Below are 12,763 nucleotides of genomic sequence, written 5' to 3'. Positions count from 1 at the left end.
TCCGGAGGCCCGAGAGTAGAGTCGGCCGCATGACGGAGAGCGGTGCGGCAACAGAACCCGGTTCACTCAGCGTCCACATCAATGCGGATGCCCGCCAAGTATGGACCATGCTGCGCGAGCCCAAACGCATCGCCCAGTGGCATGGCTGGGACATGGCCGGGCTGGACGAGGAGATCCGCGACATCTACTTCACCGATGCCATCGAGGCCGAAGACCACAAACGGCTGACCATGGGCGACAGCGACGCCTTCGTCCTGGAGCCGGTGGGCGACGGCGTCCGGCTCACCCTGGAGCGCGGCCCGGAGTCAGGCGAGCAGTCCGACGAGTGGTGGGAGGACGTCAGCGAAGGCTGGCTGACCTTCCTGCAGCAGCTGCGGTTCGCGCTGGAACGGCATCCCAATGACCACCGCCAGACCACGTACCTCGGCGCTGATTCCATCCCGTCGGGCGGCCTGCTCTCCAGCCTTGGCCTGGGCAACCTGCCGGAGCCGGGCGAAGCGTACAGCGCCAGGCTTGCCACCGGGGAGGACATTTCCGGAAAGGTGTGGTTCCGGTCGGACCGCCAGGTGGGGTTGACCGTTGATGGCTATGCCGACCATGGCGGCGGCCTGCTGATTGTTGCAACAACTCCATCACACCCGGACGGCAGGCCCGAGGGCGGCAGTCAGGTGCTGATCAGCTGTTACGGGCTCGGCGCCCGGCGACTGGCCGAAATACGGGACGGCTGGGAGACGTGGCGCAACAACGCACTGCCCGACGCCGACCGGCTGGTGCCCGGCAGCACTGCAGGAGTCAGCGGCGAGTAAGCACTCCATCTCGGCGCCGGTTCCTCATTGGAAAGGCGACCGTTTCAGGCCCCGTCTTGGTGCCTGCGAAGGCGGCGTCGGTTCTTCTCGCGGAGCGTCCGCTGGTGCATCAGGTAGACCAGGCTCAGCCCGACCAGGGCGCCAATGGCGGTCTGCAGCGCCCGGTCCACCATGAGCTCCTGCGGATTTGTGGGGGCGGCAAGCTCGGTCATAATCAGGGCCAAAGGCGTGATAAAGATCAGCGCCAGCGCATAGTGCCGCAGCACGAACATTTCAGCCGCGAACTGCAGCACGATCACCATCAGGACCAAGACCCAGGGCTCCGGGTGCGGCGCCAGCAGCAGCCCGGCTGCCGCCACGCCCGCGAAGGTCCCCAAGATGCGGTGCACGCCCTTTTTCACCCGCTGCGCCAGGCTAGGGCCTGCGATCGGCGCCACGGCCGCCACCATCGCCCAGTAATTGTGGCCCAGCCCCACCATGGTGGCCAGAGTTCCAGCGGTTAGGGCCGCCACGGCGTTGGCGCCGGCTTCGACGCCGAATTCGCGCCAGTGTTCGCTGCTAAAGTGAGGCTTGGCCGGCGGCGCCATGGACGTGCGCCAGGACGGCACCAACCTGCTGCTGATCCCGATCAGCATGGCCAACACCACACTCACCAAGCCGGTCAACATGGCCTGCCACAGTGGTGCGGTCAGCGTTATGGACCCGATGGCCGCATAGCCGAAGGTAAAGAAAATGACGCCGGCCGGACGCAGTTGCAAATAGTTGACCGCCAGCGACCACAGGCCGGCCACCACGGTGGTGCCGAAAACGATCCCCCACGGTCCGGGGTCGGCCAGGGCGGTAAGCGCGCCGAGGAACATCACCAGCATGATCAGTACGCCGAACTCGCCCTGGTGCCGCAGCCTGGCGCCGTGGGCCTCGCCCCGGCCATAGATACCGGTGAAGGCACCGAAGGCGGCGAAAATCATCAGATCGAACCGGCCCATGGCCAGCAGGGCGAGCAACGGCAGCCCCACGCTGATTCCGCAACGGGTGGCGACAATATGATCCTGGCGCGCCGGACCGACCCGGAAGAACTCCCTTACGTGCTGCGTCACCATGCTGCCCGCCTTTCGCTTGCCACAATATCCGCCATGCCTCAACCCATCACCGGCGCGGGACTGCCTACAGCAGGAGGGCCACTCCCAACCCTAATTCGCTTGCTTGAGGCAACCATCATTCTGTGAGCGGCCGGACAGACGGGTGTCCGCCTCGCCACAACGGGCAGTCTCTGGCGGTGCCCGCCGGCATACCCGCGCCCTGCCCTGCATTGGGTAAGGCAAAATGGTGGAGTGCCCCAGTCTGATTTTTCCTTCCGCGTTGGCAACCGCCTTGCCAACACCGCCAGCCCCTCCCCTGCCCGGATAGAAAAGAACGGGGGCGGGTTCCAGGGCCGCACCGGCACCATCAGCACACCGCACGGCGAGATCCAAACCCCGGCGTTCATCGCCGTCGGCACCAAGGCCACGGTTAAAGCGGTGCTGCCCGAAGCTATGAAGGAACTCGGCGCCCAGGCGCTGCTGGCCAACGCCTACCACCTGTACCTACAGCCCGGCGCAGCGGTGCTTGATGCGGCCGGCGGCCTGGGCAAGTTCATGAACTGGGACGGCCCCACCTTCACCGACTCCGGCGGCTTCCAGGTGATGAGCCTCGGTTCCGGGTTCAAAAAGGTCATCAATATGGACGCCGCCGCGGCCAGCACCGGCTCGGATGACCAAGTGGCCCCCGGCAAGGAGCGGCTGGCCCATGTGGACGATGACGGCGTCTGGTTCAAGTCGCACCTCAACGGTGACAAACACCGCTTCACGCCGGAGATCTCCATGCAGGTGCAGCACCAGCTGGGCGCGGACATCATGTTCGCCTTCGACGAGCTGACCACGCTGATGAATTCGCGCGGCTACCAGGAAGAGTCGCTGGAGCGCACCCGGCTGTGGGCCGAACGCTGCGTGACGGAGCATGAGCGGCTCACCGACGAGCGGTCGCACCGTCCGTACCAGGCGCTGTTCGGCGTCATCCAGGGCGCCCAGTACGAGGACCTGCGGCGCAAGGCCTGCCGGGACCTGGGGGCGATGAACTTCGACGGCTTCGGCATCGGCGGCGCACTGGAGAAGGAGAACCTGGGCACCATCGTGCGCTGGTGCACCGAGGAGCTCCCCGAGGACAAACCCCGGCACCTGCTGGGCATCTCCGAACCGGACGACATCTTCACCGCCATCGAGAACGGCGCGGACACCTTTGACTGTGTCTCCCCCACGCGCGTGGCCCGCAACTCGGCGTTCTATACTCCGGACGGCCGCAAGAACCTGTCCAACCGCCGGTTCAAACTGGACTTCGCTCCGTTGGTGGACGGCTGCGACTGCTATACCTGTGCCAACTACACCCGCGCCTACATCCACCACCTCTACAAGGCGAACGAGATGGTCAGCCACACGCTGATTTCCATCCACAACGAACGCTTTACGGTAAAGCTGGTCGACGATGCGCGGTTGGCCATCGACGACGGTTCCTTTTTCGACTTCAAGGCAGAGGTTCTGGGACGCTACTACGCCTGACCCCGCGGCAACCCCCCGCCCAACACGAAGGCCGCCGTCGGATCCAAGAGATCACGACGGCGGCCTTCCGCGAAGAGTGCCGTGTTTACCGATTAAGCGGCAAGCACGACGTCGGCATGCTCGCCCTGCGCCTCGGGCGCCAGGATCTTGAGCCTGCATTCAGCCTGCAGCGGGTCGGCGTATTCGGGCAGGAATCCAGACACCGCGCAAGCCTGCAGGTGCCAGAGGACGGCTCCATCCACAGAAGCGTGAGTCAGGTCGATGGCCACTTCCAGACCCGGTGCCAAGGAGTTTGCCCGCTGCGCCAGCGAATAGACGGCCAGCACGTTGCGCTCGTCGACCCGCCCGCGCACGTCGATGTGCACCGCTGAGAACTCCAAGTCGACTCGGACGGTGACCTTGAGTTTGCCACTCACCGTGCTGCCGCCGTGGCCGCCGCCGAGGAGCGGATCGCGCTGGCCGGAACACGACGCCGGCGACGTGCGGCGCGGGCCTTACCTTCCAGCGCCCACGACTTGTGGAACCGGCTGCGCTGCTCCCGCGGAACCAACTGCAGGAACACTGGATGGCCGAACACCTGCTGCCTGGCCTCCTGGCAGAAGGGCAAGACACGCAGGCGGCGTCGATGCGCCTCCGCCAGCGCACGCCGCACCAAGGCCTCACCATGTCCCGATCCGCGGTGCCAACGGTCTTCTTCGATTTCGAGGAGCCACATTTCGCCGTCTTGGATCTTGTACTTCAGCGACGCCGCCACTTCACCATCAACGTAGGCATCGAAGCGTGATGCGCCGTAGTTGTCGCGTATAACCTGCATGCCTTCTCCTCATCCATGCGCAGTCCGGCGGCGAGGCCTTGCCAGGCCGGCCCACCTGCTGCGAAGCCATGTCTCCGGCGGACCGGAGCCAAAAACTAACCATGCTTACGATGTAAGCAAAGCATGCTTACTATCATTCTGCAAAGTCAGCCGGTGAATTCCTGTCGGCCGGAAGGGGAATTTTGGTCGCGGAGAGTCACGGGCAGATGCGGCTGTCAGCCGAGCTGGCTGTCCAAGCGGTCCAGCAGAGCATCAAGCGCTGCGTCGAACTCCTGTTTGGACCGGTCTTCCGACAGCAGGCCCTGCAGTTCCTGCAGCAGGGGGTACTCGGTCAGGTCGGCCTTGATGGAAGGCGAATGGCTGATGTCATCGACCGGGCCGATATCGGCCCCGAGCGCCGCGACCTCCAGCAGCAGGTGGCCGATCAGGAAGCTGCTGAACGCACGGTAGGCCTCCACCGCGTCCTCATTGCTGAACCCCGCATTCGTCATCGCCCTGAGGAAGGACTCCACCCAGCGCAGGCTTCGCAATGGCGGGCGCACCCACGGCGCTTCGGCGGGCCGGGTGGCAATCAGCGGGAAGACCTGGGGATGTTTCACGGCCATCCTGCGCAGACCATGGGCCAGCCGGAGCAGGTAATCCTGCCAGCCATGGCGCGGCTCCACGTAGACTTCTGGATCGCTGTACAACTCGTCGACCACCAACTCCACGATGCCGTCCAGCAGGTCCTCGCGTGACGGCACGTAGCGGTACAGCGACATGGCTTCAACATCCAGCTCGGCGCCCAGGCGCCGCATGCTCAGTTGGCGGACCCCGTGTTTCTCGATAAAAGCGGCGCCGGCCTCGAGAATACGCCGCCGATCCAGCCTCTGCCTGTCGCCACCGGGATGGTCGCCGTCTGGCGAAGCGGACGTTTCGGACTCGGCCATTGAGCACTCCCTCCTGCGATTGCGCACCAGCCTACGCGCCGCGATTCGCCCTGTCCCCCCCTCGCTTCCAGCCCGCGTGACCCCCCTCTTCCCGAATCCCGTACCGCCGGTGCGTGATTTTCCGCTTCAGGCTGCGGTTTTCCGCTGTGGGAGAAGGTTGGGAAAATTCCCGGCAAAGAGCCCGATTGGGGATGCCAAGGGCGGACCTTACACTGTAAGCTGGCGATTTGGGGCCGTTCCTTCATCCGAGGGAGAGGCCCGGCTAGGGCAGAGGGACCTTCGTCTGGCCAGATAGGAAGTTGCACGATGGAAGAACATCTGAAGGATGTATGGACCGCTTCGGCAGCAGTCGAGGGGTTGCAGGTGGAGATGGACCAGGCGGAAACGCATCTTGACGTGGCCATTGATATGGCCCTCAAAGCCGGGGCCGCGCCGGAGGAGATCCTCGGAGCTGCGAACCTGACTCCGTCGGAACTCAGCGAGCGCGTCCCGGCACTGGCTATCGACGATCAGCTTGCGGAAGGATCCGAGGCCAGCCCGCTGTAGGACGGTTCACGCTTCTTCAGCCAGCCGATGACGGCTGTGGTGACGGGCACGAAGAGGAACTCCACCAAGGTCTTGTAGATGAAACCTGCCAGTACATAATTCACGAAGGTGGGGAAGTCGTTGATGCCGATGATGGACGCCGCAATCGAGCAGAAGATCAGTGTGTCGGCGAATTCCCCTACTCCGGTGGAGCCCATCAAGCGCGCCCACAAGCGGCGTTCGCCCGAGCGTTCCTTCATCCGTACCAGCACCCAGGAATTCAGCGTTTGGCCGACCAGGAAGCCCAGCAGGCTGGCGAGCACGATCAGCGGCACCGGGCCGAGCGCACCCTCCAGGGCTTGCTGTTTCATCTGGCCGTAGTCGTCGTCGAAGCCGGGAAGTCCGATGATGACCCAGTAGCACAGCGAGGCGAAGGCCGACAGGGCAAAGGTGGTCACGATGGCCTTGCGCGCCACCTTGAAACCGTAAACTTCGCTGATCACGTCACCCAGAATGTAGGCCAGCGGGAAGAGGAAAAACCCGCCGTCGGTGATGATTGGCCCGATGACCACGCCCTTGGCGGCGCCGATGTTGGACAGGATCAGGACCACGGCCATGACGGCAAGCATGATGCCAAAGTAGGGGCTGCCGATCGAGGCGAAGCGGGCAGGCGTCCGGGATTGCAGTTCAGTCATTGTGGAGATTCACCCTTGTAGAAGTGGTTCGCGCAACGCTTCACCCCGTCCGGGGCCTGACGAAACGTCCGCTGTATTAGCACTAGTGGGCCCGACTGCCACCCGGACCGCCATCCATTGTCCCACGGCGCGGCAGTTCCTGAGCCGCCGCCCTATTCTTGCTCTATGAGCCAGGAACCGGAGCTCGACGAGTTCGAGCGGAACAACCCGCGCCACCGGGTGACGTTCGGGTTCGGGGCCTTTGTGGTCGGTTTCCTGGTGGCGATCTTCGTTTTCACGCTGGGGGCACTGCTGCTCACCCTGGTCGGCGGCCCGGTCAACGGACACCAGCTGGCGTCGGCAGCACTCCTGGCACTGGTCGTCGGACTGTATGCCGGCGGTGTCGGACTGGTTGTTGGGGTGCCTATCGCGTTTGTGCTGGGCCTGTTGCTGCGGCCTCTGGCCAACCAGTGGCTGCACGTACTGGCTTTCTTCCTAGTGATGACCGCGGCTTCGTTCCTGATCCTGGTGTCGCTCTCCAGTGGCGACCCGATCGGCACACTCGAACTGGCAGCGCTGATTGGGCTGGCCGCCGCGATCGGCCGCCTCAGTGTGTGGAAAATGATGGACATCCGCTGACCGGATCCGGTCCCGCGGGCCGCCGCACGTTCGCCCAGAGGTGAGCGCCGCCGTCGTCATTAGGAACCGGAGGGCGACGGGTGGAAAATAAGCGCATGTCTGTTTCCATCAACGAAACCACGCGGCCCGCCATCACGCTGACTATTGCCGGCTCCGAAGCCACCGGCGGCGCAGGTGCGCAGGCCGACCTGAAGACCTTTCAGGCGCTAGGCACCTACGGCATCACCGCCCTGACCTGCATTGTTTCCTTCGACCCGAAGGACAACTGGAACCACCGCTTTGTCCCGGTGGACGCCGACGTCATCGCGGACCAACTGGAAGCCATCCAGACCTGCTACGAAGGCTCCCTCAAGACGGTTAAGCTGGGCATGCTCGGCTCGCCCCTGACGATCGACACGGTTGCCGCGGCGCTAAAGAACCAGCAGTGGGACCACGTGGTCCTGGACCCCGTGCTGATCTGCAAGGGGCAGGAACCCGGCCACGCGCTCGACACCGACCAGGCGCTCAAGGCCCAGATGCTGCCGCTGGCTACCTTCGTTACGCCCAACCACTTCGAAGCCGAGTCCCTGTCCGGCATCACGATCAACGACGTCGAAGATTTGAAGGCGGCCGCCAAGATCATCCATGACGCCTCCGGCGCGGCCGTGCTGGCCAAGGGCGGCGTGCGGTTGGCGGGCGCAGACGCGGTGGACGTGTTCTACGACGGCGACACCCTGGAGGTTCTCTCCGCCCCGAAGGTCGGCGAAGTGGCCGTCTCCGGCGCCGGCTGCTCCCTGGCCGCCGCGGTGACCGCGGAGCTGGCCAAGGGCGCCACCCCGCTGCAGGCCGCCAAGACCGCCAAGGCCTTCGTGACCGAGGGCATCAAGGCCCGGGTTTCCTCCAACGCTCCGTTCGACGCCCTGTGGCAAGGCGGCGCCACGCTGTCCTGATCCGGCTCCTCTGCAGCGACGGCGGCGCCCCGGTCAAACCCGGGACGCCGCCGTCGGCATTTCCCGAGGGCCACAGTAACGGCACCCCGCCGGGCATGCTCGGCGCGTAGCTTAAATGTCGACGGCGGTGCCCGCCCCGGGAAGCTCGCAAGCCCCGGCAGGGTGGGCACCGCCGTCGTCAGCGGTAAGAATCAGACCGTCTGGACGGCGATCTCGGCGTCGAGGCGCGGCAGCCGCGGGAACCAGGGATTCTCGCCCGGGGTGCCGACGTTGACCACCATGAAGGTGCGGTTGGCGGTTCCGGCGTTGAAGTCCTCGTCGATGCCGGCGGCGTCGAAGGCACCCATCGGGCCGGCGTGCAGGCCCACGGCGCGGACGGCCATGATGAAGTAACCGGCCTGCAGCCACGCGTTGTTCTTGGCTACTTCGGCCCGCATTTCGGCGTTGCCGTCGAACATTTCCTTGCGTTCCGGCGCGTGCGGGAAGAACGTTCCAAAGTGCTCGTGCCAGTCGGCGTCGTAGCTGAGCACGGCGACCATCGGAGCGGTCTCGGTCTTGGCTCGGTTGCCCTCGGCCATGCGTGCGGCAAGCTTCTGGCGGGCTTCTGCGGAGCGAACCCAGGTGATGCGCAGCGGCTGGTTGTTCATCATGGTCGGCCCCATCTTGGCCAGCTCATAAATCGCTGCGAGCTGCTCGTCCGAAACCGGCTCGTTCGAGAAGGTGTTCGCGGTGCGGGCCTCCAGGAATAGCTGGTCCGCGGCCTCGCGGTCCACGGACAGCAGGTTTTCCAGGTTAACCTCAGCGGTTTCGGCGCTCATGGGACTCCTAAGTTGGGGGTGTTGTGTCTGCTTGGGTTAACGCCGCGGCGTGGTGCCTGAATTTCTCCGGGCGGAGTGATCTTCGCTACACCGGAGCCGCGCGTGGGCCTCCGTCTGCTTGGGTGGCTGTCCATGTTCTGCAGGATCTGTCCATGTTTTGCGAGGCCGACCCGCCCTGACCTGCGGAAACTTCTTCACCCCGCTCAAGACGTGGACAGTTCTTGGACGAGTGCGGCCCCGCGCGGCGTCCAGTCTTGTGCACCTGCCTGCGCCCCGGCGACCCCATGGAAAGCACCGCTGCCCGCCACTAGGGTGGACCAAAACAGGAAGCAGCAGGAAGGCGGTTCCCCTTGGCCAAGAGCATGCGTGCGATGACCTACTCCCGCTACGGCGGACCGGAGGTGCTGGAACAGTCCGAGGTCCCGCAGCCGAAAGTCGCTCCGGGGATGGTGCTCATCCGTGTGAAGGCCGCCAGCGTGAACCCGGTGGACTGGAAGGTGATGTCCGGCGGCCTGGACGGGATGCTGGACGTCCATTTCCCGGTGATCCCCGGCTGGGACGTGGCCGGCGTGGTGGAGCGGGTCGGTCCGGACACCCCCGAATTCTCGCCCGGCGACGAGGTGTACGCGTACGGCCGCCGGGACACGGTGGCCGGTGGCACCTATGCGGAGTTCGTCGCCTTGCCGGTTTCGATGGTGGCTCGCAAGCCTGAATCGTTGAGTTGGGAACAAGCCGCCGGCCTGCCGCTGACCGGCATGGTGGCGCAGCGGACCCTGGATGCCTTGGCACCGTCCACCGGCGAAACCCTCCTGATCCACAACGGGTCCGGCGGGGTGGGCCGGATCGGCATCCAACTCGGCGTCGAGCGTGGTCTCCGGGTGCTTGCCACCGGCTCCGAGAACCACCACCAGCGGCTGCGGGAACTGGGCGCGGAGCCGGTGGAATACGGCTCCGGCTTGGTGCATCGAGTGCGCGAACTGGCGCCGCAGGGCGTGGATGTGGTGGCGGACTTCGTGGGCGGTGTCTTGCAGGACACCCAGTCTGTGCTGCGCAACGGCGGACGGCACGCCTCCATCGCCGACCCGGCGGTGACCGAACACGGCGGCCGCTTCATCTGGGTGCGTCCATACGGATCGGAGCTGGCACGGCTGAGTGAACTGGCCGATGCCGGCAAGCTCACCGTGGACGTCGACCGCGCCTTTCCGATGGACCAGGCAGCGGACGCCATGCGGCACAGTCAGCAAGGCCACGCCTCCGGGAAGATCGTGCTGACGCCTTTCGCGGGGCAGGCCGGGTAGGCGGCAGCACGCCGGGTGAACGGCGGCACGCCGGAATCAGGTGGCATGACCTAAGGGGGCGACCCGGGTATGGCGGAAAAGTTCTCCAATGTCGACGATTACATCGAGTCGTTTCCGGAAGACGTGCAGATCATTCTGCAGGAAGTCCGGCGGACCATTCACAACGCCATCCCCGGAGCCGGCGAACAGATCAGCTATGCCATCCCCGCCATCATGTTCGAGGGTCACTACCTCGTTTACTTCGCCGGCTGGAAGCATCACGTCTCGCTTTACCCATTGCCTGAAGCCGATGCAGCGCTAAAACACGACATGGAACCCTACGTTGCAGCCAAGGGGACCCTGAAGTTTCCGCTGGGCAGAGCTGTTCCATACGACCTGATCGCCCGGGTGGTCAAAGCCTTGGCCCGGCAGCGCGGCCACGACGTCGCTGGTGCGTGACGGCCCGGCAGCTTAGTCCTTCTTGTCGCCCCGGACCTTCGGCTGCAGTTCGGCCAGCAGCTCCTTGAGCCGCTCGTCGGTCAGATAGGTCATGCCGGTGAGGACGTCCGTGATCCGGCGCCGGTCCGCGGGCTTGAACCGCGTGCTGTCCAGGATGTCGGAAACCCACAGCCCGTCCATCGCCAGCCGGACGATGATCCCCAGGATGCCCACCGGCTCGCGCGGATCCAGGTCCTGCCGGTCCAGCCGCTGGTTGAGGTAGATCAGCGATTCGGCAAGGTTCGGCTGCCGGATCGCTGTGGACAGCAGGCCCGCCTGGTTGCGGTCGTTGTTGGCCCGCGCGTCGGAGAACGCCGCGATGTAGGCCCGCTCCTCCGCGCCCAGCGGCTCCGGATCCGCGTCGGCCCGCTCGCCCAGCTCGTGCACCAAGTCCATGATGATGGATTCGACGTCGCGCTCGACCTCGTCGATCGGCGCCCCAGGTTCAAACATTTATGCCCTCCCGTGGTTCCCGGCGATTTTGCCGCCTCAGCCAGTCTATCCACAGCCGCCACGCCGCCGGCGGCCCCATGGTTCCCGTGCGGGCGCCCCTTGGTTTCCGTGCCAGCCGTCCCGTGGACTCCCTGCCTGCGCCTGCGCCGAGTCAACCTTTCCGCACCACGCGTCCGGGGCCCGGATCGGAGTCAACTATTACGACGCCGGCGCCCGTCTTACGTGCCGTGCGTCACCTTCCCCCCGCGCCCGGTTAGTCTGGTCAGGCAACAAAATCGGCACTCGTGCGGAAGGAGCACCATGACCGCACCCATCGCCACCCGGCAGCGGGCAGACGCGGCGTGGATCGTCGTCGTACTTGCGGGCGTCACCGCCGCCATGCACATCTGGAAGCTGCCGACCGCCATTCCCGTCATCCAGCACGAGCTCAACATGTCCTTGGTGCAGGCGGGCGTCCTGTTGGGCGTGGTGCAGGTGGCCGGTATGGCGGGCGGTTTGGCCGTCTCGCTGCTGGCGGAACTGATCGGCGCACGACGTTGCCTGCTGATCGGCCTCTGGCTCCTCATCGCCGGCTCGGTCATCGGCGGCTTCGCCGACTCCGCCGTCGTGCTGATGGCCTGCCGCGCGCTGGAAGGCGCCGGCTTCCTCCTGACCACGGTGGTGGCGCCCGGGCTGATCCGTGCCAGCACCCCGCTGGCCCGGGTGAACATGGCCGTCGGCTTCTGGAGCGCCTACCAGGGCTTCGCCACGTTCACCGGGCTGGTGGCCAGCGCGCTGATCTTGCAGGCCACTAGCTGGCACGTCTGGTGGTGGATCATGGCCGCCCTGACCCTGGTGCCGATCCCGCTGGTGCTGAAGTTCGTGCCGCAGGACCCGCCGCGCGACGGCTCCGGCCTGCCCGCGGCCGCGCGCCGCATCGGCCGCACCGTCCGCTCCCCCAAACCCTGGATCGCCGGCGTGGTGTTCGGCTGCTACACCGTCCAGTGGATGGCGGTGGTCGGGTTCCTGCCCACCATCTACCAGCAGAACGGCGTCACCGGCATCTGGCCGGGCATCCTGTCCGCCGTGGTCGGCGGCCTGAACGCGGTGGGCGCCATCGGCACCGCCCCCCTGCTGCAGCGCGGCGTCCCGCCCCGGCTGCTGCTCATCCCCACCTTCATCCTGATGGGCACGACGACGGTGCTCACCTTCGCCGTCGACTGGTCCGCCGTGCCCGGGGGCATGGCCATCCAGTTCGCCTGCGTGGCCGTGTTCTCCATGGTCGGCGCGGTGATCCCGTCCACGCTCACGCGCATGGCCGTGGACCTGGCACCGCCGGACGGTTCCACCCCGGCCGCGATGGGCCTGATGCAGCAGATCTTCAACGTCGGCAACTTCACCGGCCCGGCCATGGTCGCCTGGCTGGCCACCGCCACCGGCGGCTGGCAGTCCACTTGGTGGATGACCTGCACGTTCGCCCTGCTCGGGATCGGGCTGAGCCTGTACCTGAGCGAGAAGCGGCTGGGCCTGAACTTCGCCCACCGGTGACCCCGGGGTCTGGGCCTGCCGCGCTGCCCTAGGGCCATGCCGGGGCCCTCCCTTGGGCGGTGCCAAAGCGCTGCCCGCCCCGCTGCGATGCCGGGCACTGCCTTAGGGCGATGCCGGTGCTGCCTGCCCGCTGGATTCGCTCCCACGTATAGGAGTAACTTCCCATCTTTGGCGACCGTCAAATTCCGCTGACTAGGCGAAACGTCTGAAGCCCTCGCCGAGACGTGGGAGCGAAAAACGCGAGACTGACGGTGCTCGCCGCGAGGCCCTGCCATACCGCCGT

General features: G+C 65.9%; 15 protein-coding genes. 8 read left to right on the top strand and 7 right to left on the bottom strand.

Annotated features, from left to right (window positions below):
* Positions 1-29 precede the first annotated feature (29 nt).
* A complete protein-coding gene (locus AC5RWX_RS08975; protein WP_493944497.1) occupies positions 30-806 on the top strand; it encodes an SRPBCC family protein in 777 nt (258 codons plus the stop codon).
* 44 nt (positions 807-850) lie between these two features.
* Here the strand turns inward: AC5RWX_RS08975 and AC5RWX_RS08970 are convergent, their stop codons facing one another.
* Positions 851-1,906: an FUSC family protein gene (locus AC5RWX_RS08970; protein ID WP_493939355.1), complete on the bottom strand. Its 1,056-nt coding sequence runs from the start codon at positions 1,904-1,906 to the stop codon at positions 851-853.
* 231 nt (positions 1,907-2,137) lie between these two features.
* Between AC5RWX_RS08970 and tgt the strand changes: the two genes are divergently transcribed.
* Positions 2,138-3,397, top strand: a complete 1,260-nt coding sequence (tgt, locus tag AC5RWX_RS08965) for a tRNA guanosine(34) transglycosylase Tgt (protein WP_493939356.1) — start codon at positions 2,138-2,140, stop codon at positions 3,395-3,397.
* Between the two features lie 92 nt (positions 3,398-3,489).
* On the opposite strand, the gene AC5RWX_RS08960 is transcribed toward tgt, so the two are convergent.
* From AC5RWX_RS08960 to AC5RWX_RS08950, 3 genes are all read right to left on the bottom strand, one after another.
* Entirely contained in the window at positions 3,490-3,813 is a 324-nt protein-coding gene (locus AC5RWX_RS08960) for a hypothetical protein (RefSeq protein ID WP_493939357.1), read from the bottom strand.
* Positions 3,810-4,211, bottom strand: coding sequence for a GNAT family N-acetyltransferase (locus tag AC5RWX_RS08955; protein WP_493939358.1), 402 nt, complete (start codon positions 4,209-4,211; stop codon positions 3,810-3,812). The genes AC5RWX_RS08960 and AC5RWX_RS08955 overlap by 4 nt, the downstream gene beginning before the upstream one ends.
* A gap of 215 nt (positions 4,212-4,426) precedes the next feature.
* On the bottom strand, positions 4,427-5,140 hold the full coding sequence (locus AC5RWX_RS08950; protein ID WP_493939359.1) for a TetR/AcrR family transcriptional regulator: 714 nt from the start codon (positions 5,138-5,140) through the stop codon (positions 4,427-4,429).
* A 306-nt stretch (positions 5,141-5,446) separates the two neighbouring features.
* On the opposite strand from AC5RWX_RS08950, the gene AC5RWX_RS08945 reads away from it, so the two are divergent.
* Positions 5,447-5,686 (top strand): hypothetical protein, encoded by a 240-nt coding sequence (locus AC5RWX_RS08945; RefSeq protein ID WP_493939360.1) that lies wholly within the window; start codon positions 5,447-5,449, stop codon positions 5,684-5,686.
* On the opposite strand, the gene AC5RWX_RS08940 is transcribed toward AC5RWX_RS08945, so the two are convergent.
* Positions 5,650-6,360, bottom strand: coding sequence for a queuosine precursor transporter (locus AC5RWX_RS08940; RefSeq protein WP_493939361.1), 711 nt, complete (start codon positions 6,358-6,360; stop codon positions 5,650-5,652). The genes AC5RWX_RS08945 and AC5RWX_RS08940 overlap by 37 nt on opposite strands.
* Before the next feature lie 165 nt (positions 6,361-6,525).
* Between AC5RWX_RS08940 and AC5RWX_RS08935 the strand changes: the two genes are divergently transcribed.
* Both AC5RWX_RS08935 and AC5RWX_RS08930 read left to right on the top strand, forming a co-directional pair.
* Positions 6,526-6,978, top strand: a complete 453-nt coding sequence (locus AC5RWX_RS08935) for a hypothetical protein (RefSeq protein ID WP_493939362.1) — start codon at positions 6,526-6,528, stop codon at positions 6,976-6,978.
* A gap of 95 nt (positions 6,979-7,073) precedes the next feature.
* Positions 7,074-7,907, top strand: coding sequence for a hydroxymethylpyrimidine/phosphomethylpyrimidine kinase (locus AC5RWX_RS08930; RefSeq protein ID WP_493939363.1), 834 nt, complete (start codon positions 7,074-7,076; stop codon positions 7,905-7,907).
* Between the two features lie 191 nt (positions 7,908-8,098).
* Here the strand turns inward: AC5RWX_RS08930 and AC5RWX_RS08925 are convergent, their stop codons facing one another.
* The gene (locus tag AC5RWX_RS08925; RefSeq protein ID WP_493939364.1) at positions 8,099-8,725 is read right to left on the bottom strand and encodes a malonic semialdehyde reductase; all 627 of its coding nucleotides are present in this window, start codon (positions 8,723-8,725) and stop codon (positions 8,099-8,101) included.
* A 362-nt stretch (positions 8,726-9,087) separates the two neighbouring features.
* Between AC5RWX_RS08925 and AC5RWX_RS08920 the strand changes: the two genes are divergently transcribed.
* Both AC5RWX_RS08920 and AC5RWX_RS08915 read left to right on the top strand, forming a co-directional pair.
* Positions 9,088-10,023, top strand: a complete 936-nt coding sequence (locus AC5RWX_RS08920) for an NADP-dependent oxidoreductase (protein WP_493939462.1) — start codon at positions 9,088-9,090, stop codon at positions 10,021-10,023.
* 69 nt (positions 10,024-10,092) lie between these two features.
* Positions 10,093-10,461: an iron chaperone gene (locus AC5RWX_RS08915; protein ID WP_493939365.1), complete on the top strand. Its 369-nt coding sequence runs from the start codon at positions 10,093-10,095 to the stop codon at positions 10,459-10,461.
* 12 nt (positions 10,462-10,473) lie between these two features.
* Here AC5RWX_RS08915 and AC5RWX_RS08910 read toward each other — a convergent pair whose 3' ends face one another.
* Complete coding sequence (locus AC5RWX_RS08910) at positions 10,474-10,953, bottom strand: TetR family transcriptional regulator (protein WP_493939366.1); 480 nt, start codon at positions 10,951-10,953, stop codon at positions 10,474-10,476.
* A 300-nt stretch (positions 10,954-11,253) separates the two neighbouring features.
* On the opposite strand from AC5RWX_RS08910, the gene AC5RWX_RS08905 reads away from it, so the two are divergent.
* Positions 11,254-12,480, top strand: a complete 1,227-nt coding sequence (locus AC5RWX_RS08905) for an MFS transporter (protein WP_493939367.1) — start codon at positions 11,254-11,256, stop codon at positions 12,478-12,480.
* Positions 12,481-12,763: the final 283 nt, after the last annotated feature.

It is taken from the genome of Arthrobacter sp. SPT-J7 (assembly GCF_059089965.1).
This window is presented reverse-complemented; position numbering and strand designations above follow the sequence as displayed.

Bases quoted from the DNA above. Each gene is read 5' to 3' on its own strand.
- AC5RWX_RS08905 (WP_493939367.1), top strand. From the start codon at position 11,254: ATGACCGCACCCATCGCCACCCGGCAGCGGGCAGACGCGGCGTGGATC.
- AC5RWX_RS08940 (WP_493939361.1), bottom strand. From the start codon at position 6,360: ATGACTGAACTGCAATCCCGGACGCCTGCCCGCTTCGCCTCGATCGGC.
- AC5RWX_RS08955 (WP_493939358.1), bottom strand. From the start codon at position 4,211: ATGCAGGTTATACGCGACAACTACGGCGCATCACGCTTCGATGCCTAC.
- AC5RWX_RS08970 (WP_493939355.1), bottom strand. From the start codon at position 1,906: ATGGTGACGCAGCACGTAAGGGAGTTCTTCCGGGTCGGTCCGGCGCGC.
- AC5RWX_RS08930 (WP_493939363.1), top strand. From the start codon at position 7,074: ATGTCTGTTTCCATCAACGAAACCACGCGGCCCGCCATCACGCTGACT.
- AC5RWX_RS08915 (WP_493939365.1), top strand. From the start codon at position 10,093: ATGGCGGAAAAGTTCTCCAATGTCGACGATTACATCGAGTCGTTTCCG.
- AC5RWX_RS08945 (WP_493939360.1), top strand. From the start codon at position 5,447: ATGGAAGAACATCTGAAGGATGTATGGACCGCTTCGGCAGCAGTCGAG.
- AC5RWX_RS08975 (WP_493944497.1), top strand. From the start codon at position 30: ATGACGGAGAGCGGTGCGGCAACAGAACCCGGTTCACTCAGCGTCCAC.
- AC5RWX_RS08920 (WP_493939462.1), top strand. From the start codon at position 9,088: ATGCGTGCGATGACCTACTCCCGCTACGGCGGACCGGAGGTGCTGGAA.
- AC5RWX_RS08950 (WP_493939359.1), bottom strand. From the start codon at position 5,140: ATGGCCGAGTCCGAAACGTCCGCTTCGCCAGACGGCGACCATCCCGGT.
- AC5RWX_RS08910 (WP_493939366.1), bottom strand. From the start codon at position 10,953: ATGTTTGAACCTGGGGCGCCGATCGACGAGGTCGAGCGCGACGTCGAA.
- AC5RWX_RS08935 (WP_493939362.1), top strand. From the start codon at position 6,526: ATGAGCCAGGAACCGGAGCTCGACGAGTTCGAGCGGAACAACCCGCGC.
- AC5RWX_RS08925 (WP_493939364.1), bottom strand. From the start codon at position 8,725: ATGAGCGCCGAAACCGCTGAGGTTAACCTGGAAAACCTGCTGTCCGTG.